This is a genomic window from Saccharothrix espanaensis DSM 44229, from assembly GCF_000328705.1.
Taxonomy (GTDB): Bacteria; Actinomycetota; Actinomycetes; order Mycobacteriales; family Pseudonocardiaceae; genus Actinosynnema; species Actinosynnema espanaense.
In genome coordinates this window covers 3,529,410-3,555,077 of record NC_019673.1, presented here as the reverse complement: position 1 = coordinate 3,555,077, position 25,668 = coordinate 3,529,410, and the positions used below count along the sequence as shown (strand labels likewise).

17 protein-coding genes and 4 pseudogenes are annotated in these 25,668 nt (G+C 73.1%); 7 read left to right on the top strand and 14 right to left on the bottom strand.

The annotated features are described in order from the left end of the window. Positions 1-27: 27 nt before the first annotated feature. From amiA to BN6_RS50005, 10 genes and pseudogenes are all read right to left on the bottom strand, one after another. Entirely contained in the window at positions 28-138 is a 111-nt protein-coding gene (amiA, locus tag BN6_RS49605) for a streptamidine family RiPP (RefSeq protein WP_015100715.1), read from the bottom strand. 49 nt (positions 139-187) lie between these two features. Then, on the bottom strand, positions 188-979 hold the full coding sequence (locus BN6_RS16050; protein WP_015100714.1) for an ABC transporter ATP-binding protein: 792 nt from the start codon (positions 977-979) through the stop codon (positions 188-190). After that, positions 976-1,917: a FecCD family ABC transporter permease gene (locus BN6_RS16045; protein WP_015100713.1), complete on the bottom strand. Its 942-nt coding sequence runs from the start codon at positions 1,915-1,917 to the stop codon at positions 976-978. The genes BN6_RS16050 and BN6_RS16045 overlap by 4 nt, the downstream gene beginning before the upstream one ends. Further along, positions 1,914-2,822, bottom strand: coding sequence for a FecCD family ABC transporter permease (locus BN6_RS16040; protein ID WP_015100712.1), 909 nt, complete (start codon positions 2,820-2,822; stop codon positions 1,914-1,916). The genes BN6_RS16045 and BN6_RS16040 overlap by 4 nt, the downstream gene beginning before the upstream one ends. Next, entirely contained in the window at positions 2,819-3,793 is a 975-nt protein-coding gene (locus tag BN6_RS16035) for an ABC transporter substrate-binding protein (RefSeq protein ID WP_015100711.1), read from the bottom strand. Before BN6_RS16035 ends, BN6_RS16040 begins: the two co-directional genes overlap by 4 nt. Beyond that, a complete protein-coding gene (locus BN6_RS16030; protein WP_015100710.1) occupies positions 3,790-4,548 on the bottom strand; it encodes a sugar phosphate isomerase/epimerase family protein in 759 nt (252 codons plus the stop codon). The genes BN6_RS16035 and BN6_RS16030 overlap by 4 nt, the downstream gene beginning before the upstream one ends. Before the next feature lie 277 nt (positions 4,549-4,825). Further along, positions 4,826-9,424: pseudogene (locus BN6_RS48770) on the bottom strand (DNA gyrase subunit A); the annotation flags it as partial. Positions 9,425-9,543: 119 nt separating this feature from the next. Continuing rightward, positions 9,544-10,182: pseudogene (locus BN6_RS50015) on the bottom strand (toprim domain-containing protein); the annotation flags it as partial. 6 nt (positions 10,183-10,188) lie between these two features. Further along, a pseudogene (locus BN6_RS50010) lies at positions 10,189-11,655 on the bottom strand (ATP-binding protein); the annotation flags it as partial. Continuing rightward, positions 11,632-13,035 (bottom strand): annotated as a pseudogene (locus BN6_RS50005) (ATP-binding protein); the annotation flags it as partial. The pseudogenes BN6_RS50005 and BN6_RS50010, both read right to left, overlap by 24 nt. 104 nt (positions 13,036-13,139) lie before the next feature. On the opposite strand from BN6_RS50005, the gene BN6_RS16015 reads away from it, so the two are divergent. Both BN6_RS16015 and BN6_RS16010 read left to right on the top strand, forming a co-directional pair. After that, on the top strand, positions 13,140-13,526 hold the full coding sequence (locus BN6_RS16015; protein ID WP_015100707.1) for a hypothetical protein: 387 nt from the start codon (positions 13,140-13,142) through the stop codon (positions 13,524-13,526). Between the two features lie 465 nt (positions 13,527-13,991). Continuing rightward, positions 13,992-16,010, top strand: a complete 2,019-nt coding sequence (locus BN6_RS16010) for a hypothetical protein (RefSeq protein ID WP_148302893.1) — start codon at positions 13,992-13,994, stop codon at positions 16,008-16,010. A gap of 183 nt (positions 16,011-16,193) precedes the next feature. On the opposite strand, the gene BN6_RS16005 is transcribed toward BN6_RS16010, so the two are convergent. Continuing rightward, the gene (locus tag BN6_RS16005; RefSeq protein ID WP_015100705.1) at positions 16,194-17,363 is read right to left on the bottom strand and encodes a tetratricopeptide repeat protein; all 1,170 of its coding nucleotides are present in this window, start codon (positions 17,361-17,363) and stop codon (positions 16,194-16,196) included. 220 nt (positions 17,364-17,583) lie between these two features. On the opposite strand from BN6_RS16005, the gene BN6_RS16000 reads away from it, so the two are divergent. From BN6_RS16000 to BN6_RS41960, 4 genes are read left to right on the top strand one after another with little or no spacing between them, the layout of a single operon-like run. Next, positions 17,584-18,192, top strand: coding sequence for a TIR domain-containing protein (locus tag BN6_RS16000; RefSeq protein WP_015100704.1), 609 nt, complete (start codon positions 17,584-17,586; stop codon positions 18,190-18,192). Then, complete coding sequence (locus BN6_RS41965; protein WP_051075586.1) at positions 18,189-19,670, top strand: tyrosine-protein kinase family protein; 1,482 nt, start codon at positions 18,189-18,191, stop codon at positions 19,668-19,670. Before BN6_RS16000 ends, BN6_RS41965 begins: the two co-directional genes overlap by 4 nt. Then, entirely contained in the window at positions 19,627-20,190 is a 564-nt protein-coding gene (locus BN6_RS46680; RefSeq protein ID WP_158509386.1) for a hypothetical protein, read from the top strand. The genes BN6_RS41965 and BN6_RS46680 overlap by 44 nt, the downstream gene beginning before the upstream one ends. A 34-nt stretch (positions 20,191-20,224) precedes the next feature. Then, a complete protein-coding gene (locus tag BN6_RS41960; RefSeq protein ID WP_051075585.1) occupies positions 20,225-20,701 on the top strand; it encodes a hypothetical protein in 477 nt (158 codons plus the stop codon). Positions 20,702-20,705: 4 nt separating this feature from the next. On the opposite strand, the gene BN6_RS15980 is transcribed toward BN6_RS41960, so the two are convergent. The 3 genes from BN6_RS15980 to BN6_RS15970 all read right to left on the bottom strand — a co-directional run bounded on the left by BN6_RS15980 (position 20,706) and on the right by BN6_RS15970 (position 25,062). Then, positions 20,706-21,011 (bottom strand): hypothetical protein, encoded by a 306-nt coding sequence (locus tag BN6_RS15980; protein WP_015100700.1) that lies wholly within the window; start codon positions 21,009-21,011, stop codon positions 20,706-20,708. Positions 21,012-21,124: 113 nt separating this feature from the next. After that, a complete protein-coding gene (gene icmF / locus BN6_RS15975; protein ID WP_041312914.1) occupies positions 21,125-24,361 on the bottom strand; it encodes a fused isobutyryl-CoA mutase/GTPase IcmF in 3,237 nt (1,078 codons plus the stop codon). A gap of 116 nt (positions 24,362-24,477) precedes the next feature. Next, positions 24,478-25,062 (bottom strand): TetR/AcrR family transcriptional regulator, encoded by a 585-nt coding sequence (locus BN6_RS15970; protein ID WP_015100698.1) that lies wholly within the window; start codon positions 25,060-25,062, stop codon positions 24,478-24,480. Positions 25,063-25,458: 396 nt separating this feature from the next. On the opposite strand from BN6_RS15970, the gene BN6_RS46675 reads away from it, so the two are divergent. Next, positions 25,459-25,617 (top strand): hypothetical protein, encoded by a 159-nt coding sequence (locus tag BN6_RS46675; RefSeq protein WP_015100697.1) that lies wholly within the window; start codon positions 25,459-25,461, stop codon positions 25,615-25,617. Positions 25,618-25,668 lie beyond the last annotated feature (51 nt).

Below are 25,668 nucleotides of genomic sequence, written 5' to 3'. Positions count from 1 at the left end.
GCCGCCGGACGGCGGCCCCGGAGTGGGTCACTCGTCGTCGCCGCCGTCGAACGGGTTCTCCACCAGGGCGTTGCTGTGGCTGGCGGAGTTGTGCGGCAGCTCGCGCTCGGCCTCGACGCTCACGAAGACCTGCTCCATGGGACGTTCCTCTCATTCGTGGGTTGCGGTCGGATCGACCTCCACCAACCTAATCTGGAACGACAACCATTTTCAATACCCCGTTGGTGGTGATCCACAGCACTTCGCCGGCGACGCCGTAGACCTCGCGCAGCAACGCCGCGTCGACCACTTCGGACGGCGCGCCGTCCGCGTGCACGACACCTTCCCGAAGCGCCACAACACGATCCGAGTACCGCGCGGCCTGCGCGAGGTCGTGCAGCACCGCCACGACGGTCAGCCCGCGCTCCCGCTGCAGCGCCCGTACGAGGTTCAGCACGTCGATCTGGTGCCGGATGTCCAGGAACGTCGTGGGCTCGTCGAGCAGCAGCACCGGCGCGTCCTGGGCCAGCGCGAGGGCCAGCCGGACGCGCTGGCGCTGACCGCCGGACAGCCGTTCCAGCGGCGTGTCCGCCCACTCCGCGACCCCGGTGTCCCGCAACGCCGCCCGCACCTGCTCGTCGTCGGACTCGCCGAGCATCCCCAGCGGACCCCTTGCCGCGTAACGACCCTGGCGCACGAACTGGCGCACGGTGAGCCCGTGGACGTACGGGGTCGTCTGCGGCAGCAACGCGATCCGGCGCGCGATGTCCCGGCGCGACAACGCTTCGAGCGGTCCGCCGTCGAGCAGCACGGCACCGCGGGACGGTTCGAGCAGGCCCGCCAGCACGCGCAGCAACGTCGTCTTGCCGCTGCCGTTCTGCCCCAGCAGGCTCAGCCACTCCCCCGCCCCCACGGCCAGGTCCACGCCCTTGAGCACCTCGTTGTCGCCGAACCGCACGCGCACGCCCTCGGCGCGCAGCGGGGACAGCAGTGGTGTCACCCGATCCCTCCTGTTCTCCGCGCCACCACGATCAGCACACCCGCGCCGAGCAACGCCGTGATCGCTCCCGCCGGCACGTGCGCCAACTGCCCCACCGTGTCCGCCGCCGCGACCGACGCCGCTCCGGTCAGCGCGGCGGCCGGCACCGCGTCGCGGTGGACCGCGCCGACCAGCCGGCGCGCCAGGTGCGGCGCGAGCAGGCCGACGAACGCGGTCGCGCCCATCGCCGCCACCGCCGCCGACGTCGCCAGCGCCGCCAGGACCAGCACCCCGCTGCGCCACGGCACGACCGCCAGGCCGACCGCGTGCGCGTGGTCGTCGTCCACGGCGAGCACGTCGAGCACGCCGCCGAGCAGCGTCGCGGCCACCAGGACCACCAGCAGCACCGGCCACAGCGGCGCGAGGTGCTCCCACGTGCGGCCGACCAGCGACCCGAGCAGCCACCGCGACACCGCGCCCGCCAATTGGGGCCGCGCGGTCAGCAGCACGAGCGTGGTCCCGACCAGCACCGCCGACACGACCACGCCGCGCACCGCGACGTCACCGGACCGACCGGCCACCACCCACAGCACACCACCGCCGAGCACCCCGCCGACCAGCGCGGCGGCGGCCATCGGCACCGGCTGGGACGCGCCGGCCACGGTCGCCAGCACCGCGCCGAGCACCGCTCCCGAGCCGACGCCGGTGATCTCCGGCGACGCGAGCTGGTTGCGGATCGCGGACTGGAGGATCGTCCCGGCCACGCCCAGGCACGCGCCCGCGCACAGCCCGACGAGCACGCGCGGCGCCCGCAGCTCCAGCACGACCATCCGGGCGTGCCAGTCCTCGCCGAACAGCGCGCCGAGCGTGGCCCCCGTCGAGCCGACGCTGACCTGGGCCAACGCGCACACCACCACGACCGCGACCAGGCCGCCGAGCCGGCGACCGACGCGGTTCACGCGCGCCTCCGCACCAGCAGCCCGACCGCGACCGCCGCGAGCGCGGTCAGCCCGCCCACCGGCAGCTCGACCGGGTGCAGCGCGGTCCGCGCGACGAGGTCGGCGACCACCACCACGACAGCACCGACCAGCGCCGTCACCGCGAGCGAGGGCCGGCCGAGCCGGGCGGCCAGGCGGGGTGCGAAGAACCCCACCCAGGCCACCGGACCGGCCGGCCCGACCACCACGGCGACCAGCAGCGACGCCACCCCGAGCACGGCCATCCGGACCCGGCCGGGACGCAGGCCCGCCGACATCGCCTCGTCGTCGCCCAGTCGCAGCACCCGCACCCGGGGCAGCACGAACAGCACCGCCGGCACGGCCAGCGCCAGGCCCACCGCGACCGGACCGAGGGTGCGCCACGTCGTACCGGTCAGCGACCCGAGCAGGTAGCGCACCAGCACGCCCTGCTCCCGCGAGTCGGTCATCGCGGTGGCGGCCAGCATCACCGCCTGGCACGCCGACCCGACCGCCGCCCCGATCAGCAGCACGGCCGCCGGCCCCGTCGCACCGCGCACCGCCAGCAACGTCAGACCGCCGCCGACCGCCGCGCCGAGCAACGCCGGGGTGAGCGGCGCGAAGGGCAGCGCGATCCCGAACGCGACGCTCGTCCCCACGGCCGCCGCCGCGCCGCTGGACACGCCCAGCAGCTCCGGCACCGCCAACGGGTTGCGCAGCGACTCCTGCAACAGCAGGCCCGCGGTCCCCAGGCACGCGCCGGCGACCGCGCCGAGCAACAGCCGGGGTGCGCGGAGCTGCCAGACGACGACGTGCTCCAACTCGGTGCCGGTGAACAGCACGACCGGCTGCCCCAGCATCAGCGAGCCGAGGACGGCCACCACGGCGACAGCCGCGAGCAGCCTCAAGCGGGGACCTTGGCGAGAGCTTCGTCCACCACCGCCGCGAGGCTGCGCAGCCCGCGCCCGGAACCCCACAGCTTGGCGTGCATCTCGAACACCCGCTGCTGCCGCACGGCCGGGATCTGCTGCCACACCGGGTTGTCGCCCAACTGGCTGCTCAAGGTCTTGTCGTCGGCGGAGAACAGCAGTGAGTACACGAAAACGACGTCGGGCTGCCGGGCGAGGAGCTCCTCGACGCTGTAGTTGCTCGCGGTGTCGACATCGGTCCCCTTGGCCGGGAACGGGTAGTCGAACAACTGCCCGAGCAGGTGCCCCTTGAGCGAGGTGGTGGTGTCGACGCCGATCGCGTCGACGCTGCCGTACATCAGCAGCACCTTCCTGGCCGCCTGGGGACCGGCGTGGCTGCGGGCGACCGCGTCGGCGAGCCGGCCCCGGAACTCCTCCTCCGCCCGGACGGCCCGGTCGGCGCGCCCGGTCAGCGACCCCAGCGCCCGCAGGTAGCCGACGGACTCCTCCCAGGTGGCGGGCTCGGCCGTCCACAGCGGGGCGAACTTCTCGATGGCGGGCCGCAGCGCGTCGTGCACGCCGGGCAGGCCGATCACCAGGTCGGGCCTGAACCCGGCGATCGCCTCGACGTCCTCGCCGCCGAACGTGCCGGGCACCACCGGGACGGCCTTGCCCGCGTCACCGAGCAGGGCGGGGTGGCTGATCAGCACCGGGTTGGTGGTGCCGACCGGGGTCAGGCCGAGGTCGGCGGCGATGTCGTCGCACAGGCCGTTGAGGCAGACGATCCGCTCGGCGGGCTTGGTCAGCGTGATCCGCTGCCCGTGCGGGTCGGTGACGCTCAGCGCGTTCTCCAGCGGCGCGGCGGTGCGCACCACCTCGGTGGCCTTCGCGGGTTCCTGGGCGGCGGGTGCCGGCGTGCACGCGCCGAGCAGCGCGACGGCGGCGAGGGCGACGGGGACGAGCTTGGTCATCGGGCGTTCTCCAGCCAGGACAGCAGGGTGGCGGCGTCGCGGTGGAACGCCTCGGGCGAGTCGTCGGGCACGAACTCCAGCAGCACGTCGCGGTCGCGCCCGTCCTGGGCCAGCACCGCGAGCACCGGCTGCCAGAGGTCGGCGCGGGCGGCCAGCGGCAGCCGCTCGGTGAACCCGTCCGCACCCCACGAGAACGCGTGCACGGCGGCCAGCCGGGGCAGCAGCGCGGCGACCTCGCTCAGGCACACCGCGACGTCCGGCGACTCGCGCGGCTGCCAGTGCGCGACCAGGTCGACCTCGGCCAGCAGCCGCACGGCCGAGCCGAGCTCGTCGGTCAGCGAACAGACGTGGTGCTCGGCGGTGACCGCCAGGCCGCGCGCGGCGGCCAGCTCGACGCAGCGGCGCAGGTCGTCGGTGATCGCCCCGCGCTCGGCCGGCGCGACGTCGGCGGAGGCCTTCACGCCCGCCCAGACCCGGATCCGGGGCGCGCCCAGGGCTTCGGCGGCGGCCAGCACGGGCCCGAAGTCGGCCGGGTCGCTGTGGCCGGGCTTGTAGTAGGAGCCGTAGGTGCCGACGGCCAGCCCGCGGTCCCGGCACAGCCGGGCGGCGCGGGCCGCGCCGGTGAGGTCGCCGGGCGGGACGTGGGCGTCACCGGCCCACTCGACCACCCCCAACCCGGCGTCGGCGGCGAGACCGACGACGTGGTCGACCGGCCTGCCCCGGAAGGTGACCGAGGCCAATCCTGCGGTGATCATGGGCGCCCTTCACTCGTGCGGGTGAGGGTGCCATACTTACTGAATATGAGAGTCGTTATCAAGCCCGAAACGGGGGATCGCACACCGCCATCCGGTGGACGCCCCACCGATCACCCACCGCCATCCGGTGGACGTCACCTCGGGCACCCACCGCCATCCGGTGGACACGACGAACGCCCTCCTCCCGCACGGGAGAAGGGCGTTCGGCACCACCTCGCGGACCGGCCCGCTCGACGCCGGTCGGCCTCGCTCGCCGGTCAGCCTCGTTCGACGCCGGTCAGCCTCGTTCGACCAGGTGACCCACCACGTCCGGGCCCGGGTGGGCGTGGCCCGAGCCGTCCCGGCGCGCGTCCACCTCCGGCAGCTCCACCGGCGACCCGTTGTCCGCCGCGCCCGCCGGCCGCGGGCCGACCCACGCCAGCGCCAACCCGGTCTCGCCCTTGAGGAACCGGTGCGCGCGCACCCCGCCGGTCGCCCGGCCCTTCGCCGGGTACTCCGCGAACGGCGTCACCTTCACGCTCTGCCCCGTCGAGGTCACCACCATCGGCTCGCCGTGCTCGTCGTCGTCGGTCCGCACCGCGCCGAAGAACACCGCGTGCGCCTCGCCCGGCAGGGTGATCCCCGCCATGCCGCCGCCGCGCAGCCCCTGCGGCCGGACCAGCGACGCGCTGTAGCGCAGCAGCGACGCCTCCGACGACACGAACACCAACGTCTCCTCGGCGCTGCCCAGCCAGGACGCGCCGACCACCTCGTCACCCTCCTTGAGGGTGATCACCTCGAACTCGTCCGACCGCACCGGCCACTCCGGCGCGCACACCTTCACCACGCCCTGCCGCGTGCCCAGCGCCAACCCCGGCGAGCCGGTGTCCGACAGCGGGGCGATGCCGACCACCCGCTCCCCCTTGTCCAGGCCGACCAGCTCACTGGCCGCCATGCCGCCGCTGAGCGACACCGTCCCGCTCTGCTCCGGCAACACCGGCAGCGGCAGCACGTCGGTCTTGAACGCCCGCCCCCGGTTGGTCACCAGCAGGACCTGGCCGCGCGCCGTCGTGTGCACCGTCGCCGCCACGGCGTCGTGCTTGACCCGCCCGTTGCGCCGGCGGGCCTCCGAGGCCTCCTCCGACTCCGCCGCCGTGCGCGCCACCAGCCCGGTCGCCGAGAGCACCACCTGGCACGGGTCGTCGGCCACCTCCAGCGGCCCGGCCGGCTTCGAGGCGGCCAGCACCTCCTTGAGGTCGCCGTCCAGCAGCACCGTGCGGCGCTCCTGCTGGAGGTCCTTGGCCACCTTCGCCAGCTCCCCGGACACGACCTTCTTCAGCTCGCGGTCGTCGTCGAGGATCTTCGACAGCTCGGCGATCTCGCCGCGCAGCCGCTCCTGCTCGGCCTCCAGCTCGATCGCGTCGTAGCGGGTCAGCCGGCGCAGCGGCGTGTCCAGGATGTAGGTGGCCTGCACCTCGGAGAGCGCGAACGACTTCATCAGGCCCTCCTTGGCGGCCTGCGCGTTCTCGCTGCCCCGGATCAGCTTGATCACCTTGTCGATGTCGAGCAGTGCCTTGAGCAGGCCCTCGACCAGGTGCAGCCGGTCCTCGCGCTTGCGCCGCCGGTAGCGGGTGCGGCGGGTGACCACCTCGTACCGGTGCGCCAGGAACACCTCCAGCAGCCGCTTGAGGCCCAGCGTCTGCGGCTGGCCGCCGACCAGCACCAGGTTGTTGATCCCGAAGGACTGCTCCATCGGCGTCAGCCGGTACAGGTCGGCCAGCAGCGCCTGCGGGTTGACCCCCACCTTGCACTCGATGACCACCCGGACGCCGTTCTCCCGGTCGGTGAGGTCCTTGACGTCGGAGATCCCGGTCAGCCGCTTGGACTTGGTCACCTCGTCGGTGATCTTCTCGATGATCTTCTCCGGCCCGACGCCGTAGGGCAGCTCGGTGATCGTGATCGCCTGCCGCCCCCGGCTGCCCTCCAGCAGCCCGGTCTCCACCTTGGCCCGCATCCGCACCACGCCGCGACCGGTCTCGTAGGCCTTGCGCACCTCGTCCAGGCCGAGCAGCACGCCCCCGGTCGGCAGGTCCGGGCCGGGGATGAACTCCATCAGCTTGTCCAGCGACGCCTCCGGGTGCGTCACCAACCACCGCGCCGCCGCGACGACCTCGCCCAGGTTGTGCGGGATCATGTTCGTCGCCATCCCGACCGCGATCCCCGACGTCCCGTTGACCAGCAGGTTCGGGAACGACGCGGGCAGCACCGAGGGCTCCTGCAACGACCCGTCGTAGTTCGGCCGGAAGTCGACCGTGTCCTCGTCCAACTCCCCGACCAGCAACATCGCCGCCGGCGACATGCGCGCCTCGGTGTTGTGGTTGACGAAGCCGCCGGCCAGGAACGAGTGGTCCTGGGACCGCACCCGGACCGAGTAGACCTCCGCCGGCTCGTCGGCCGCCACCGCCGACACCGCCTCGAACCGGTAACCCGAGTCCATGATCGGCAGGATCGTCGCGAGGACCTCGGTGTCGCTGATCCGGTCGATGATCCGCAGGCGGTCGGTCTCCCACCGCTCCACGCGGTCGAAGTCGTGCGTCGTCAGCCACTTCCGCCCGCTGCCGCGCCGGTCGAAGTCGAGCGCGCCACGCACGTAGTCGGCCACGAACGGCACGTGGTCGGAGCTGGGCCGATGGGCGTTGAGCGGGGCGTGCCCGAGCAGCGCGGACAGCTCCGCCTGCTTCGTCTTCAAGAAGCCGACCCGCTCCGCGAACGCCCGGACGTCGCGCAGGCCGGACACCACCAGCCGGTGCTCGACCGACCCGTTCGGTCGCCGGGAGGAGCGGTGGACCGCGATCACGCCGAACTCGGCGAGCAGCTCCTGCACCTGACCGGCGAGGACCTCGCTGTAGGTCGAGTACTCGACGGTGCAGGAGTTGTCGGCCTCCCGGCACCCGCCGTCGCCCTCGAACGCGGCCATCAGGAACGCCCGCTTGACGCCCCACCCGCCGTTCCAGACGAACTCGGGCACGAACTTGTCCCGGGCCTGGTGGCCGATGAACTCGGCGAGCGGACTCGCCCGGAACGCGTCCATGCCACCCGCGCACTCCTGGACGTCAAGTTCGCGGATGAGCTCGCGGGCCTGCCGGGTGTGCCGTTCGGCGACGTACCGGTGGCCACCCACGACCTGGTCGTAGGCGTGCAGGACCTCGGTGAAGAACTGCTCGTCGGTGGTGTTGAACCCCGCTCGGGTCTCGTTCGCGAACCCCTGTGAGACCCACGCCCCGGCGAGCACGCCCACCATGTGCTCGCGCGCGGTCGGGACCACCTGGGACCACGCGTTGCGGGCGACCGCGACGACCGCACCGGGTCGCAGCTCGTCGAGCCGGCGCCACTGGAACAGCGGCACGCCCATCGGCGCTTCCAGGCACAGCATTAGGTGGTTCTCGCTGCCGCGGAGCGAGAAACCCGACTTCGTGGTCATCCGGATCGTTGGGTGGACGCCCGAGTTGAACACCTTGTCGACCTGGACGGACTTGCCGTCCTTGTCGAGGACCTCGAAGTCCGCGTCGGCCTCCGCGTCGGCGGGCAGTGCCACCAGGTCCGCGATCCGCGGGCTCGCGCCGTCCGCGAGGCGGATCCGGGTGTCGCCCACGACGCAGTAGCGGCTCGCGGCCGGGCCGTCGTCCGGGGAGCCGAAGTTGCCGTGGCCGTCGACCAGCGGGGCGTTGAGCGAGAAGTCCTGGGCCAGCCGGACCATCGCGTCGTAGATCGCGGTGTCGCCGTGCGGGTGGTACTTGCCCATGCAGTTGTGCACGACCTGGCCCGCCACCACGAACGCGTGCTCGTCGGTGCCGACCTGGATGTCGAAGGTCTCCGCCGGCTCCACCGGCTCGACCGACACCACCGCGCAGCGCGACGTCGGCTCGGCCGGGTCCTCCGCGCGGGCGCTGCGGATCACCTCCACCAGCTGCTCGTGCCGGGTCTTGGTCCACCGCAGCAGCGCCGCCGCCAGCGCCGACGCGTGCCGGCCCGCGACCCACAGGCCGTCGACCGACCGCTCCGCGCGCAGGCCCGCGTCCGCCAGCACCGCGTACACCTCGTCGCCGAGGTCGGCGAAGCCGATCTCGCGGCCGTCGTGGACGTGCCCGGCCGCGTCGAACAAGCCCGCCAGGAACGGGGTCCAGCGGGCGCGCGCGGACAGCACCGGCACCGGGGTGCGGGTGGTCGCGGCGGCCAGCGCGGCGTCCGGGGCGAAGGTGAGCACGTGGTGGTCCACGCCGTCGGCCTCGTACTTGTCGCGCGACACCGTGAGGTCGCGCTCAATCGCCCACCCGTGCGCGCTGTCCAGCGGCTCGGCGTCGGTCAGCGTCAACCGCACCCGGCCGTCCTCGACCACGCCCGCCGCGGCCACCAGGCCCAGCACGTACGCCTCGACGTCGCCGCCGTCGGCGACCAGGGTCGCGTGCCGGTCCGCGCCGTAGGCCACGGTGTGCCGGCCCGCCAGGTCCCGGGCGTCGGTCCACTCGTCCGGGCCGGTGCGGAAGCGCTGGCCGGGCGTCACCCGGATCGCGTCGCCGTTCGCCCAGGTCACCCGGACCAGCTCGGACACCGGGTTGCGGTAGGTCTCGACGACCGGAACCGGGCGGCCCGCGCCGTCCAGCACCCGGTCGCCGACCTCGATCCGCTCGATCGGGCGCAGGCCGTCCGGCGTGGACACCAGCGCGCCGCGCACGAAGCAGTCGCCGACCACCCGGGAGGACTTGACGTACGGGCTGTTCGGGCGGTGGCCCTGCTCGTTCATCGAGAACAGGATGCGGCGGTGCACCGGCTTGAGGCCGTCGCGCGCGTCCGGCAGCGCCCGCGAGTGGATCACCGAGTACGCGTACTCCAGGTAGGAGTCCTCGATCTCGGTGGTCAGCGAGTTGTCGAACACCTGCGCGCCCGCGCGGTCGAAGGCGGACGGGTCGACCCTGGTCGTGGGGGTCTTGCGGCGTGCCACTGGAGTCTCTCCTGCGTTCAGACGTCGATCGCGGACTGGTCGACCCGGGCGGCCGATTCGACGAGCCACGCCCGGCGCGGCTCCACCTTCTCGCCCATCAGCAGCTCCAACGCGGCCTCCGCGGCCTCCGCGTCGTGCATGGTGATGCGCCGGACGGACCGGGTCGCCGGGTTCATCGTGGTGTCCCACAGCTCCTCGGCGTCCATCTCGCCCAACCCCTTGAACCGGGGCACCGGCTTGACGATGGTCTTGCCCGCCTTCTCCAGCCGGGCGACCGTCTTCTCCATCTCCCGCTGGGTGAAGGTGAAGTGGGTCTCCGGGTTGCGCCCCTTGGTGACCACCTTGTGCAACGGCGGCATCGCGGCGTAGAGCCGGCCGTCCTCGATCACCGGCCGCATGTACTTGGCGAACAGCGTGATCAGCAGGGTCCGGATGTGCGAGCCGTCCACGTCCGCGTCGGCCATCAGGATCACCCGGCCGTAGCGCATCGTGGCCAGGTCGAAGGTCCGCCCGGTACCCGCGCCGAGCACCTGCACGATGGAGGCGATCTCGGCGTTGCGCAGGGTGTCGGCGAGACTGGCCTTCTGCACGTTGAGGATCTTGCCGCGCAGCGGCAGCAGCGCCTGGTACTCCGAGACCCTGGCCATGCGCGCGCTGTTGTGGACGAACACACCGGCTTCCAGCGCGAAGTTGTGGTAGCCGTCCACCGTGAGGTCGAAGACGTCGGCGGTGTCGGGCAGCGGCTCCACGGACGCCACGGTGCGGTCGACGTCGGCCGCCGCCTCGCGCAGCCGGCCCACGTCGCCGTCGAACGCGGTCAGCGGCCGGTCGAACCGCAGCCCGGTGCGGGCGTTGCGCAGGCGCTCGGCTTCGCAGGCGTCGGCGAGCACGGTGTCGTCCAGCGCCAGGAACGGTGCGAGCCGCTGGAGAGCGGCGACGCGGGAGCCTTCGTTCTGCTGCGCGACGCGCTCGGCACGCGGCACGGACGCCACGTAGGGCGCCCGGCCCGCCTGCGCCTTGGCCGGCTGCCCCGGGTCGGCGTCGAGCACCCGGATCTTCATCTGCGGGGCGTGCCGCCGGCCGAACTCCGGGTTCTCCCGGTGCCAGGCGACGACGGCGGCGCGCTGCCGGTCCCACTCCGCCGGGTCGGCGCACTGCCCGGTCGTCACCCGCGAACGCCAGACGGGCAGATCGGGCTCCGGCCACTGGGCCGGCGACCGGTCCCGCCCTTCGGCGCGGCGGGCCGGATCGGCGAAGAAGATCCGCACGCGCTCGGCGGCCTCGGCCCGATGCCCGGCGTCGGCCCGGTAGTCGGCCTGCCGCTGCCGCACCCGGTCGGCGTATTCGGCCCGCTCGTCGTCGCCCAGTGAGCCGTACCAGTCCTGGAAGCCCTGCTCGACACGCCGCCGGAAGGCCGGGTCAGCGTTGCGCTCGGCCAGTCCGGCCAGGCAGACCTGCCGGAACCCCTGGTCCCGCCACTGGGCGGACATCATCGCGGACTCGAACTCCGGGCCACCGGCACCGCGCCAGGCCCGGTAGCCCGCGTGGACGTGCTCGCCCATCATCGACGCGTGCAGCGCCGCGTGGTCGTTCCACGTCATCCGGCGCAGGTTGCGCGGGTCGTTGTGCTTGTCGACGTCGACGTGGTGGCGGACGGATCCGTTCGCGGCGTCGTCGAGCCCGTGCCGGAGGTTGTGCGCGTCCGCCAGGTGGTGCGGGTAGACCCACTCGGCACGGTCGTTCAGCCAGACCCGCTCGTGGCCTTCGAGCTTGTCGCCCGCGGCCTTCGAGGACAGCGACCGGTGCAGCGGCATCAGGGAGTCGCCGGGCTGGAGCAGGTCGGCCCGGCGGTAGGAGCCGTCACGCAGCCGGAACAGGTGGTCGGGCGTGCACCGGACCGACTGGCCGTCGTCCAGGGTCACCCGCACCAGCGCGGCGTCGCGCTTGGTGAGGCGCGGCTCCACCAGCGGCGCGACCACCACGCGGCCGGCGCGGTCGGTGGTGTACCCGAAGTGCCGGACCCCGCGCTGCCAGTCGGCGGCCAGGTCTGCGAACGACATCGACCCGCCGGACGCGAGCGCGACCCGCGTGTCGCCCGTGAAGCAGCCGAGGGCGCTGTCGCCCTCCACGAGGAACAGCTCGCTGCGCGCCACGCCCGTGGTGCGGCAGTCGACCAGTTTGGGCGGCATGGCCGCGCCTTCGAGCGCGGTCTTGCGACGGGCGGCGTCCTTCTGCTGCTTCTGGGTCAGCCGGACGCGGGAGGCGTCCACGACCTTCTGCAGGACGACCTTCGCCTCGGACTTGGTGCGGCGGTCCTCGGTCCAGGCCTTGATGTGCTTCTCGACCACGCCGAGCGCGACCTTGGTGATGCCGGCCGTGGAGAGCTCGTCCTTGGTCTGGGAGGTGAACTGCGGCTCCGGGATGCGGACGTGCACCACCGCGGTCATGCCCTCCAGCACGTCCTCCAGGGTGGGCGGGTCCTCCTTGGGCTTGAGCAGGCCGCGGGTCTTCGCGATCGCCTCCTGCACGGCCTTGAGCGCGGCCCGTTCGAAGCCGCGGCGGTGGGTGCCGCCGTGCACGTTGCGGATCGTGTTGGTGAAGCACTCCACGGTGCGCTCGTAGCCGGTGCCCCAGCGCAGCGCGATCTCGACCTCGGCCTGGCGCTCAACCTTGGAGCGCATCACGCCGTTCTCGTCGGCCGCGTTCTCGTGGTAGATGCCGGTGCCGTTGATCAGCAGCGTGCCGGACACCGGTTTGTCGTTGGCCGGAGCCAGGAAGTCGACCATGTCGGCCAGGCCGCCGGGGTAGTGGAAGGTCTCCTCGGCGATCGCGCTCCCGGTGGCGTCGCGCAGCACGTAGGTCACGCCGGGCACCAGGAACGCGGTGTTGCGCAGCTTGGCGCGGACCGCCTCGACGTCGAGCTTCGCGCCGTTCTCGAAGTAGCGGGCGTCGTACCAGTAGCGGGTGGACGTGCCGGTGCGCTTGGTGCGGCCGGTGACGCGCAGGCCGGACTCGCGGGTGAACGCCGCCATCGGGCCGGGGCCGTCGAAGACGCCGGGCACGCCGTGCGCGAAGGACATCTCGTGCTTCTTGCCCTCGCGCATCACCGTCACGTCGTAGCGGTGCGACAGCGCGTTGACCGCGGACGCGCCGACGCCGTGCAGCCCGCCGGAGGTCTTGTAGCCGGAACCGCCGAACTTGCCGCCCGCGTGCAGCCGGGTCAGCACCAGTTCGACACCGGAGAGCCCGGACTTGGCGTGCGTGCCGGTCGGGATGCCGCGGCCGTCGTCGTCGACCTGGACGCTGCCGTCGGCGTGCAGGGTGACCACGATCTTGGTGGCGTACCCGGCCACGCCCTCGTCGGTCGAGTTGTCCACCACCTCGGTGAACAGGTGGTTGATCCCCCGGCTGTCGGTGGACCCGATGTACATGCCGGGGCGCTTGCGAACCGCTTCCAGACCTTCCAGGTGGGTCAGGTCGTCGGCCCCGTAAAGGATCTCAGCGGTCACCGGGTCGTTCTCCCCAGGTCTTGGCGTGCTTGAAGCGGTTCACGGTAGAGCAGGGTAACTTCCGGGTCCGACAATGTGCCGACCAGACGGCGGAGGATCGCGTCATGGGACTGGTGCGGACCTGGTTTCGCGCAGCCGTGCTCGGCGGCGCGCCTTCGACCGTACACGCGCTGTTGACCGGCCGTGACGCGTTGGCGGCGACCAGGGCCGCGGGAACCCTCCTGGGCGCGCCCGGAGTCGTCCGGGGTGTTCTGGCCCACGTGGGCGTGTCGGCGGTCTGGACCTGCGCCCTGGCGGCCGTCGACCGGCGTCGGCCGCTGGGCGCGGCGGGCGGTGCGGTGGCGGGCGCGGCGATCGCCTGGCTGGACCTGGTGGTGCTCGGCCGCCTGTTCCCGGCGGTGCGGGCCTTGCCGCGCGGACCGCAGTGGGCGGACCACGTGGTGTTCGGCGCGCTCGTCGGGGCTTCGCTGCGGGCGTCGCGCTTGGCCTGAAAGTCCACTGTGGACCGGACCGGCGGGGCCGGTGGTCCGGTCGACCGCCGACGGTCGCGATAGGAGCAACGGCGGACCCGGAGGGCGAGCGGGACAGCGAGCGCCGCGCGGGGTCGGCCGGGTTGGCAGGGACAGGCGGTGCGGGCGCAGCGGGGCGGGCGCAGCGGGGCGGGCGTTGCGGACAGGCCCGCTGGCGGACCACCGCCGGGTCGGGGGCAAGTGCGGCCGAGGCCGAGCGCCGTCGGGCCGGCGGTGGACAACTGCGGGCGGGTGCGGCGCGGTGGCGGGGGTGTGCGAGGTGGCGGGGGCCACACGGGGGCGGGCGTATCCCGAGGTCGGGTTGTTCGTGCCTGGCCGCACCCACCCCCGTTCCGCGTAGAGTGCGGGCGTTCCGCGCAGTCTGCATGGAGGTGATCGGGCGCCGTGATGTTCCGACGTGCCGCAGCCGTGCCGAAGGAGCCTGTGGTGGCGGCCCCACCGCCCGAGCCGCTCCCGGTCGAGCGCGAACCCGTGCCCGCGCCGGCGCAGTTCTCGGCCTCGTTCGCCGGGGCCACGCTGGTCGTGGGGCCGCCGTCCGGACCAGGCCCGGCCGCGACCAACCTGGCCCGCGGTCTGCCGGTGGACCGGGGGCGGACGGTGGTCGTGGTGGACTTCCCGCCCGGTGACGAGGCGGCGTTCTGGCCGGCCGTGGCGGCGGCGCTGCAGGGGCGCGGGCCGGTCCGGCTGATGACCTCGCACGCGGGCACGATGCGGCCGACCGCACCCGCCCAGTGGCTGACCGAGCAGCTCGGCGCCGAGGTGGTCGCGGCGGACGGCGCGGTGACCACGGTGCCCGGCGCGGCGTTCGTGGTGGGCACCGGCGGGTACGGGTGCTGGCTGCGGTTCGTGCCCGGCGGGTCGCCGATGCCGATGGGCCGGCGGTTCCCGGTGCCGCACTGGGAGGCCGTGGACCCGAACTCGCCGTGGCCGACCGGCGACGTGGGCGTGTCCGAGCCGATCCCGGCCGGGCTGTGGCTGCGCGCGCAGCGGGCGCCGTTCGACCCCGCCGCGCCGGACGCCCGGCCGATCGTGGGGCTGCCGTGCCGGGACAACGTGCTGACCGTCGTGGTCGGCGGTCCGGGCCAGCCGCCGATCCCGGTCGACGAGGTGTGCCGGCTGCTCGGTGGGCTGCCGTCGGCGGCCCGGTCGCGGGTGCGGCTGGTCTGGTACGGCGGCGAGCACCAGGGCCAGGCGGTCGCCGACCAGATGGGCGAGCCGATCGCCCTCTACACCGGGTTGCCGGTGGGCTCGCTGCGCAACGGCGCGGCGGTCGTGGCGGTCAACCCGCGCGGGCAGCAGACGTGGCGGCCTTACGTGACCGAGGTCGGGTACCGGGCGGACGGCGTGCCGGCGGTGTCGGGCTACCGCGTGCCGGTGCCGGGCCTGGTGGAACGCGGGCCGGGGGTGTTCGACCTGGGCGGCGGGGTGGTGCTGGAGGTCGTGCCGTCCGGTCTGTGGGTGCGCGACGCGGAGGACAACGGCCCCGAGGTCCGGGCGCTGCCGGTCGACCCGGAGTGGGCCCGGCTGACCGTGGGCACGCCCGGCAAGACCACCGCGGGCGCGGTCGCGGTGGCGGGCGCGTCGCTGGTCGAACGGCTGGAGCCGGAGGTGCGGCGACTGCTCAAGGTGGTGTTCTGCGACCCGGCGCCGCTGCCCCGCCCGCCGGTGGCCGAGGACGAGGCGACCACGCCGGCGACCGGTGACGGCGACCCGGTGCCGCTGAGCCTGGACGGCCCGCTGCCGCCCCCGCCCGCCCCGGTGTGGGGCGAGGCGTCCGGCGAGGAGGTCGTGCCGCCGGAGCACCGCAGCACCGAGCCGGAGCGTGACGCGCTGCGCCGGATGCTCGGCGACCGGTACGGCGAGCACGCGGCGGTGGCGTGCCGGCACATCGAGGAGCGCCCGGAGGACCCGGAGGCGTTCGAGGCGGTGGTGACCGACCTGGCGGCGGTGTCGGCGTGCCTCCAGCAGGACGAGGAGGTCGTGGTCGAGGCGCTGCGCTCGGGGCGGCTGGGCCGGCTGTGGCCGTATGCGGCGGGGGTCGTGTCCGGGTTGCGGCGGCTGCCGGTGCACCAGGGCGTGACGGTGTGCTGGGGCGAGGCGCGCTCGTTGCGCACCGGCGACGTGCTGGTCGAGCACGGGCTGCTGAGCACGGTCGCCGGGCCGACGGTGCCGCTGGACGGCCGGGTCGAGTTCGTGATCTGGTCGGTGACCGGGCGGCAGGTGAACGTGGTGGACTCGTTCGGCAGCCTGGTGCAGGAGCGGGTGGTGTTCCCGCCGGGCACGGCGTTCAAGGTGCTGGCGGTGGTCGAGGCCGAGGAGTCCGCGCCGATGCAGGTGATGGTCCAGGAGGTCGTCGGCCGCCACCACGAGTTGCCGCAGGGCGTGCTGGGCAGCCTCGAACGGGCCGCCGTGGCTTTGCGCAACGCGGCCCGCGCCAACGCCTGACCACACCGGCAGGTCGAGCACCCGGACTCCCGTCCCCCGGTGCCGGCCGCGCCCGTCGGCGGACAGCGCGGCGACGACCGGCCAGGTGGACGGGCCGGCGGGGCACGGGCGCGTGGTCGGACCTGGGCGCCACGGGTGAGTGGGCGGACCAGGGGATCACGGGCACATAGGCGGACCAGCGGGTCACGGGTGTGCGAGGGCTTCGGCGACGGCGGGCGCGGTCGGGTCGATCCGCTGCGACAGCCGGTAGGACTCGGCGGCCTCGTCGGCGCGGCCGAGCCGGGCCAGCGCCCAGCCCCGGTAGAACGCCGCCCGCGCCGCGGGGAGCCCGCCCAGCGCGATCCCCTCGCCGAACGCGTCCGCGGCCTCGTCCGGGCGGTCGGCGGCGAGCAGCGCGTCACCCCGGATCGCCCACGTGCGGGAGTCCCGGGGGCTGAGCGCGACCAGTTCCCCCGTCGCGTCCACCGCCCGGTCGGCGTGCCCGGTCCGCAGGTGGGTCCGGGCGATCGTCTCGTGCAGCGGGTAGGCGTAGTCGTCCCGAGCCAGGCGGTCGAGCGCGGTGTCCGGGCGGACCGACCGCTGACACGCCAGCGCCCGGTCGAGCAGGTCCCACGTGCCCGCCACGTCGCCGCGCAGGAACGGCACGAACGCGAGCGCCCGGTAGTGCGCCTGCCGGGCCAGCGGCTCGTCGGGCGCGGTGGCCTCGACGATCGCGGCGGCCTCGCGCAGCGCGGGCGTGTCCGCGCCTCGGCGGCCGTGGCGGACCAGCACGAACAGCGCCAGCGCGTGCCGCTCGCCGGCGGGCAGCCCGGAGCGCGCGCCGGCCAGCGCCGCCGCCTCCACCTCGGCCGACGACGGCCGTGACCAGAACAGCACGGCCAGCTGCTTGACCGCGCGGCCCGGCGTGAACCCGGCGAACCCCGCCGGATCGAGCACGTCTGCGGCGTGCCGCTGGTAGCCCAGCCGCAGCAGCAGGTCGGCCGCGACCACCGGGTCGTGCCCGGCCCGCACCCGGTCCAGCACCCGCCACCACAGCGGCGCGGCCAGGTCGGGAGGGAAGGCCGCCATGTCGGGGCCCAGCGCGTCCACCCGGCCGTGACCGGCCGCCGCGAACACCCGGGTCGCCGGGTACGGGTTGGTGTTGAAGCGGGGCAGCGCGTCTCCGGTGCCGTCCGCGTAGTGCCGGGCGATGGTGTGGGTGACCTCGGCCAGCCGCGACGACCAGGGGCCGGGCTCGCGCAGCCCCAACCACACCGGGCAGCGCACCGGCACGCCCGCCGACGCCAGCGCCGCCAGCCGACGGGCCAGCGCACGCGGTCCCGGGTCCGGCTCGTACCGAGGCACGACGATCACGCGCCCTCCTCCCCTGGACCACGATCTCGTGACGTGAACCCACCCGTGCGGGTTGCACGCGACCCGCGAACGACGGGCGCTCCCCCGTGCGACGGGCGCTCCCCCGTGCGACGGGCGCTCACCTTCCGCGAATTGCGGCCCGCGACACCCGTCCCGTGGCTATTCTGGCGCTCCCGATCAACGGGCGGTGATCGCCCGGACACAGCCACCGGGTGGATGAGTGGCCTACGAGTTCGACGTGTTCCTGAGCTACCGGCGGATGAAGGAGTGGCCGGAGTTCGTGCGCCGGCACTTCCTGCCGAAGTTCGACCACTGGCTGGCCGCCGAACTCGGCCAGGAGCCGAGGATCTTCTACGACGCCGACGTGCTGGAGACCGGCGCGGCGTGGCCGCAGCGGCTGGCGGCGGGCGTCTCGTCGTCCAAGGTCATGGTGTGCCTGTGGTCGCGGGAGTACTTCGCCAGCGACTGGTGCAAGGCCGAGCTCGGCCACATGCTGGCCCGCCGCAACGCGGTCAGCCGGCTTAACGACCCGCTGCCGCTGGTGCTCGCCGTGGTGATCCACGACGGCAAGGACTTCCCGGTCCTGCTCGGCGAGATCCAGCAGTTCCCGCTACAGGACTGCGCCAGCCCGTGGATCGCCGCCGGCAGCCCGAAGGCGGAGCTGCTCTCGGACAAGGTGATGAAGCTGGCGGGCGACGTCCGGCAGGCGATCGAGCGCGCCCCGGAGCACGACCCGGCGTGGCGCGACCTGGCGATCGACGAGTTCACCGGCCTGTTCCACCGGCGCAACCCGCCGGCCGGCCCGCCCAGCCTGGGGCTGACCGGATGATCGTCACGTTCTACTCGTACAAGGGCGGCACCGGCCGCACCATGGCGCTGGCCAACATCGCCGTCGTGCTGGCCCGCGCCGGCCACCGGGTGCTCGCGGTCGACTTCGACCTGGAAGCGCCGGGTCTGGCCAGGTACTTCGAGGAGATCACCCCCGAACCGCCCCGCACCGGCCTGATCGACCTGCTGCTGGCCGAGTCCGCCGAACCGGGCGGCCCGGACTGGCGCGACCACGTCGTGCCGATCGAGCGGAACCTGTCGCTGCTGGCCGGCGGCAACCAGGACCGCGACTACCCGGCGCGCGTGCTCGGCTTCGACTGGGGCGAGTTCTTCCGGGCGGGCGGCGGTGAGTTCTTCGAGCGGCTGCGCGCGGACTGGTCGGCGGAGTACGACTTCGTCCTGGTCGACAGCCGCACCGGGATCACCGACACCGGCGGCGTCTGCACGATCACCCTGCCCGACATCGTCGTCCCGGTGTTCACCGCCAACCACCAGAGCGTGGACGGCGTGGTGGACGTGATGCACCGCGCCCAGGCCGGCCGCCAAGCCCTCGACTACGACCGCCCGCCGCTGGTCGTGCTGCCCCTCCCGGCCCGCTTCGACGGCCGCACCGAACGCCGCTCGGCCCAGGAGTGGCTGGAGATCTTCGCCGACCGGTTCGAGCCGTTCTACCAGGACTGGCTGCCCAGGGGCATTCGTCCCCGGCAGATCCTGGAACGCACCAAGCTGCCGTACGTGGCGTACTTCAGCTTCGGCGAACGCCTCCCCGTGCGCTCCGACGACGCCGCCGACCCCGAGTCCCTGGGCTACGCGCTGCACACCGTCGCGAAGTTGATCGAGAACGGCCTGTCCAACGCCGCGGAGGTGGTCGGCCTGCCCACCGAACCCCCGGCGCAACGGGTCCGCACCGACGAACCCCGCCTGACCGTCCTGCGCCGACGACGCCGACTCCTGCCCGTGGCCCACCTGATCACGTCGGCGATCGCGTTGGTCGGGACGATCACCCTGCTCGTGTCGCAGAACGTGGCACTGCCGTTCCGGCAGACGATCGTGCTCGCCGGAGCGGCCCAGACCGGCTACTTCGACAACCCGGAGGTCCAGCGCATCCTGCTCCGGCGCGGGTTCAGCGTCCGCATCACCCAGGCCGGCGACCGCACCGAGTCCCCGGTCGACCTCGACTCGGCGGCGTTCGTGATGACCACCGGCGCCCTCTCCACCGACGCCCTCCGCAGTCAGCTCGAATCCGCGGGCCGCAGCAGCAAGAGCTACGAACCGTTCTACAGCCTCCTCGTGGTCGCCGGACGCCATGAGCACGTGGCGGCGCTCGCGAGCGCGGGTGTCGCGACACCCCCAGGAGAACCCCCAGTTCTACAGCCTCGACGTGCAGCGGTTCCTCGACCTCCTCGCCCGGAAGCCGACGTGGAACGACCTCGGCGTGACGCCCGACGACGCCCGTTCCGTGGCGGTGGGAACCGCTGACGTGTGCCGGTCGGGCACAGCCGCCGGCTACCTGGGCCTGGCCGCGTTCGCGGTCGGCTCGGTGCCGGCCACCCTCGAGGATGCCCGGTCCATCGCGACCCGGCTGAAACCGCTGGTCCAGCAGCAGGGCACGCCCGCACCGGCCGTCCCGCTGAGCGACGAGTCGCCCCTGGTGGTGACCTCGGAGCACCGGTACTTCGCCAACCCCTTCGGCAGCGTCGCCCTCGTCTACCCGAGGACCCCGCTGCGCCTGCGGCAGACCTACACGGCCCTCACCCCCGAGGCGGAGAGGCTGGGCGACCTGCTGGTCTCCGACCCGGAACTGCTGCGCGCCGCCGCCAGGTCCGGCTACCGCGCCTACCCGCCGGCGGACGGCCTGTTCGACCAGGCGCGGGACGAGCAGGGCGTCGCCCGACCGGACGCCGTTCGCGACGACCGGTTCGCCGTGCTGCCGGAGCCGGACGTGTTTCGGGAGATGGTCAGGGTCGTGGGCGACTGCGGGGGTTCCGGTGGGGGTTGACCCGGCTCTGTGGTGGAGCGTTTGGTGGCCGTGGATGGTCCTGTGGACGGCGACCGCCGCGCTCCTGCTCGTCTCGTTGGCGCTGCCGGCGGTACGCCTGTGGCGGCGACGCCGCGACCGGGCCGACGGCCTGGTCGTCTACCTGGACGACAAGCTCCACGCGGATGTGGTCGGCCGGGTGACGGAGGTCGACCTGGTCCGGCAGGAGGTCACCGGGGGTCGGAAGGCTGACGAGCCCGTCGCGCTGAGCGAACTGGACTCCTACGTCTCGATCCGGGGCCGGTTCCGGGTCGACGTGCGCGGTCGGGACACGGTGGTGCTGCTCGCGCCGTTCGGCGACCCGGACGACCCCGACGACGCCGCGAAGGTCCGGGTGTCGTGCGCGGTGGAGTCGCTGCGCGGCATCGACCTGCCGTCCGGGGTCTTCAAGGCGCGGTGCCTCGGCAGGGTCAACGGGTGGAACGCGGAACGACGGGAGTTGGCCGTCGTGCCGGTCGCCGTCTACCTGTGACGCCTCACTCGAACATCACCGAGTCCAGACCCCAGTCCACGATCCGCTCCCGGTCGCCCTCCACGGTCGGCGCCGCAGGTGTCGGCTTGCGCTCGGCCATCAGCTTGATCCGCGCCTGTTCCGCCGGCATCGCGCACGCCTGCGCCGGCTTGCCCGACCCGATCGCCCGGAGGTACTCCCGCACGGTCGTGCCCTCCGACGCCAGGTAGCTCATGCGCCCCTTGGCCACGAAGAAGATCGCGCCGACCGGGATCACCAGCAGGAGGACGCCCACGGCGATCCGCCGGAACACCATGACCGGTCTCGCCACGCCGCGCTCCCCCTGGACCTCGACGCGGGCCCGCCCCGCCGGTTCCGTTGCCGGACGGCGCGAATACCGGATCGACGCCGGCCGGCAACGCGAAGCGGGCTCACACCGCGGGCTCACACGTTGCGCCGGTACTGCCCGCCCACCTCGAAGAACGCCTCGGTGACCTGGCCCAGCGTGCACACCCGGGCCGCGTCCATGAGCACCGCGAACACGTTCTCACCGGTCTGCGCGGCCTCCTTGAGCCGGCGCAGCGCGGGCTCGGCCTGCTCGGCGTGCGCGGCGGCGAACGCGCGGGTCCGGTCGACCTGCGAGCGCTTCTCGTCCTCGGTCGCGCGCGCCAGCTCGATCGTCACGTGCTCGCGCTCGCCGCTGTCCGGCAGGAACGTGTTCACGCCGATCAGCGGCAGCGAGCCGTCGTGCTTGCGCTGCTCGTAGAGCATCGACTCGTCCTGGATCCGGCCGCGCTGGTAGCCGGTCTCCATCGCGCCCAGCACACCGCCGCGCTCGGAGAGCCGGTCGAACTCCAGCAGCACGGCCTCCTCGACCAGGTCGGTCAACTCGTCGATGACGAACGAGCCCTGCAACGGGTTCTCGTTCGACGACAGGCCCCACTCCTTGTTGATGATGAGCTGGATGGCCATCGCCCGGCGCACCGACGACTCGGTCGGCGTGGTGATCGCCTCGTCGTAGGCGTTGGTGTGCAGGGAGTTGCAGTTGTCGTACAGCGCGCACAACGCCTGGAGCGTGGTGCGGATGTCGTTGAAGTCCATCTCCTGCGCGTGCAGCGAACGGCCCGAGGTCTGCACGTGGTACTTGAACTTCTGCGAGCGGTCGTTCGCGCCGTAGCGCTCGCGCATCGCCACCGCCCAGATCCGCCGCGCCACCCGGCCGATCACGCTGTACTCGGCGTCCATCCCGTTGGAGAAGAAGAACGACAGGTTCGGCGCGAAGTCGTCGACCGACATGCCGCGCGCCAGGTACGACTCGACGTAGGTGAACCCGTTGGCCAGGGTGAACGCGAGCTGGCTGATGGGGTTCGCGCCGGCCTCGGCGATGTGGTAGCCGGAGATCGACACCGAGTAGAAGTTGCGGACCTTCTGCTGGATGAACCACTCCTGGATGTCGGCCATCATCCGCAGCGAGAACTCGGTGGAGAAGATGCAGGTGTTCTGGCCCTGGTCCTCCTTGAGGATGTCGGCCTGCACCGTGCCGCGCACGTTCGCCAGCGCCCACGCCTTGAGCCGCGCCTCCTCCTCCGCGGTCGGCTCCCGGCCCTCGGCCGCGCGGAACGCGTCGATCCGCTGGTCGACCACCGTGTTGAGGAAGAACGCCAGGATGGTCGGCGCGGGACCGTTGATGGTCATCGACACCGACGTGGTGGGCGCGGTCAGCTCGAAGCCGTCGTAGAGCGCCTTCATGTCGTCCAGGGTCGCGATGGACACGCCGGACGTGCCGATCTTGCCGTAGACGTCCGGCGGGGTGTCGGGGTCACGGCCGTAGAGCGTCACCGAGTCGAACGCCGTGGACAGCCGGGTCGCCTCCGAGCCCTTGGACAGGTACTTGAACCGGCGGTTGGTGCGGAACGCGTCGCCCTCGCCGGCGAACATCCGGGCCGGGTCCTCGCCGTCCCGCTTGAACGGGAACACGCCCGCCGTGTACGGGAAGTAGCCCGGCAGGTTCTCCTTGCGCAGGAACCGCAGCAGCGTGCCCTCGTCGTCGTAGCGCGGCAGCGCCACCCGACGGACCTTGTTGCCCGACAACGTCTCCCGGGTCAGCCGGGTGTGGATCTCCTTGTCCCGCACCCGGACCACCAGCTCGTCGCCGCTGTAGTCCTCGACCACCTTCGGCCACGCCTCCAGCAGCTCCGCGGACACCCCGTCCACGTGCTTCTCGGCCTTGGCCAGCAGGTCCGAGATCGGCTCCGTGTCGTGCCCGGCCGCGGCCAGCTCGTCGCGCGCGGCCCGCAGGTGCGCGGCCCGGCGCACGGCGTCCACGTGGGTCTCGGTGGCCCGGTGGTAGCCGCGCACGGTCTCCGCGATCTCCGCCAGGTACCGGGCCTTGGACGCCGGCACCACGGTCGACGCGGCGGTGGACACCTTGCCGGACACCGGCAGCAGCGCCCCCGGCGACACCTCCAGCCCGCGCCGCACCAACTCGTCGCGCAGGTGCTGGTACAGGGCCGTCACGCCGTCGTCGTTGAACGTCGCCGCGGACGTGCCGAAGACCGGCATCTGCTCCCACGAGACGCCGAACGCCTCGCGGTTGCGCACCAGCTGGCGGGCCACGTCGCGGCGCGCGTCCTCCGCGCCCCGGCGCTCGAACTTGTTGATCGCCACCGCGTCGGCGAAGTCGAGCATGTCGATCTTCTCCAGCTGCGACGCGGCGCCGAACTCCGGCGTCATCACGTACAGCGAGTGGTCGACGAACGGCACGATGGCCGCGTCGCCCTGGCCGATGCCGGGCGTCTCCACCACGACGAGGTCGAAGCCGGCCGCCTTGCACGCCAGGATCGCGTCGGACAGGCCGTCGGGCACCTCGCTGCCCGCGCGCCGGGTGGCCAGCGAGCGGAAGAACACCCGGTCGCCCTCCAGGCAGTTCATCCGGATCCGGTCGCCGAGCAGCGCGCCACCGCCGCGCCGCCGGGTCGGGTCGATGGCCAGCACCGCGATCCGGAGCTTGTCCTCCTGGTCCAGCCGGAACCGGCGGACCAGCTCGTCGGTCAGCGAGGACTTGCCGGAGCCGCCGGTGCCGGTGATGCCCAGCACGGGCACCGGCCGGGCGGCCTGCTCCAGCCGGGTCTTGAGGTCGGCGGGCAGCCGGCCGGCCTCGATCAGCGTGATCGCCCGCGCCAGCACGTCCTCGGAGCCCGCGAACAGGCCGTCCCAGGACGACGGGGTGTCGGCGGCCAGGTCGTGGTCGCACGTCTCGATCATCGAGTTGATCATCCGGGCCAGGCCGAGCTGCTGGCCGTCGGCCGGGGAGAAGATCCGCGCCACGCCGCGCGAGTGCAGCAGCTCGATCTCCTCCGGCACGATGACGCCGCCACCGCCGCCGAAGACCTTGATGTGCTCCGCGCCGCGCTCGGCGAGCAGCTCCACCAGGTAGCTGAAGTACTCGACGTGCCCGCCCTGGTAGGCGCTGATGGCGATGCCCTGGACGTCCTCCTGCACGGCGGCGGCGACGACCTCGCGCACCGAGCGGTTGTGACCCAGGTGGACGACCTCCGCGCCCTGCGACTGGAGGATGCGGCGCATGATGTTGATCGCCGCGTCGTGGCCGTCGAACAGGCTGGCGGCCGTGACGAAGCGGACCGGGTGCGCGGGAACGTGCAACGGTGCAGCAGCGGACACGACGGCTCCTTCGGCATCGCGGAACTGTCCTCAGATTACTAGGACATCCATCTATCGGAAGTGCAAGTGTCGTGTGTGTCGGCTCACCCGCCGCCGGACGGTACCGGTAAGCCGGGTCAGCCGGCGAGCAGCAACTCCACCAACGCGCGCGACCGGCGCGCCGGACCACCGACCCCCATCGACTGGACGGTGGCGTACACACCCTCCATGACCAGCGCGAGTTCCGCGCCCAGCGCCTCCGCGTCCGCCACCCCGCCGGTCTCGGCCAACTCCTGCGCCAATCGGGTGAACTGGCCGTGCACCCACGCCTTGGTGGCGATCGCGTTGCGGTGCGCGGGCAGCGCCGGGTCGGGGAACTCGGCCAGCGCCATCAGGAACGGGCACCCGCGCGACCGCTCCGGCTGCACCTGCACCACCAGCTCGTCGAACACCGCCAGGATCCGCTCCCGCACGCCCCGCCCGTCGTCGGCCGACGCCCGCAGGAACCACGACCGGTGGCGCTCGTCGGCCCGCTCCAGGTAGGCGGCGACCAGGTCGTCCTTGGAGGCGAACAGCCGGTAGAGGGTGGTCGGCGCGATCGCCGCCTCGGCCGCGATCCGGTCCACCCCGACCGCCCGGATGCCGTTCCAGTAGAAGAGGTCGTGCGCGATCGCGAGCACGTGCTCACGGGTCTGCGCGGCAGGTCGGCGCACGGTCGGCATCCCAGGCTCCTTCGCACTCCGGCCCACCTCGGGACCTTTCCCCAACTTAACACCGCCGCACCCCTCCGCGGTCGCCTTGTCAGGGATCGTTCCACTACGAACGGATCGGCATGCCCGGGACGGCCGGCGGCGGGTGCGGCGCGGCCGGTGCGGGCTCATCGGAACAGCCCGTCCGACCCCGCCCACCTGGGACGGCCCGGGTCGGTGCGCGACACGCCGACCCCGAAATGGGGTGCACTGCCGCGCGTGCTCCGTCCGTTGTGGAACCATTACCCTCCGCGCTGGTCGATCCGGGGCCGGCGAATTCCGGCAGGCGTTGATCCGTTTGCCAACCCTGGCCGTTCCCCTGTTCGCAGGCGCGTGTAGCTTTCGCTTGAAAGGGGTACGTGACCGCCCATGAGCAGCACACCGATCTACGACGAGCTGGCTGCCATCCTGCTCGCCGACCAACCGGTGAAACCCGAGGCGAAGACCGCCGCCGCGGAACCCGTGGAGGACCCGGCCAAGCCGGTCCGCACGGGCGGCCGTCGGCGTAAGCCCGAACCGGACGCGTGATCGTCGGCCGGACCACCGGCCGGGCTGATCTTCAGTATGCACTGAAGGAAT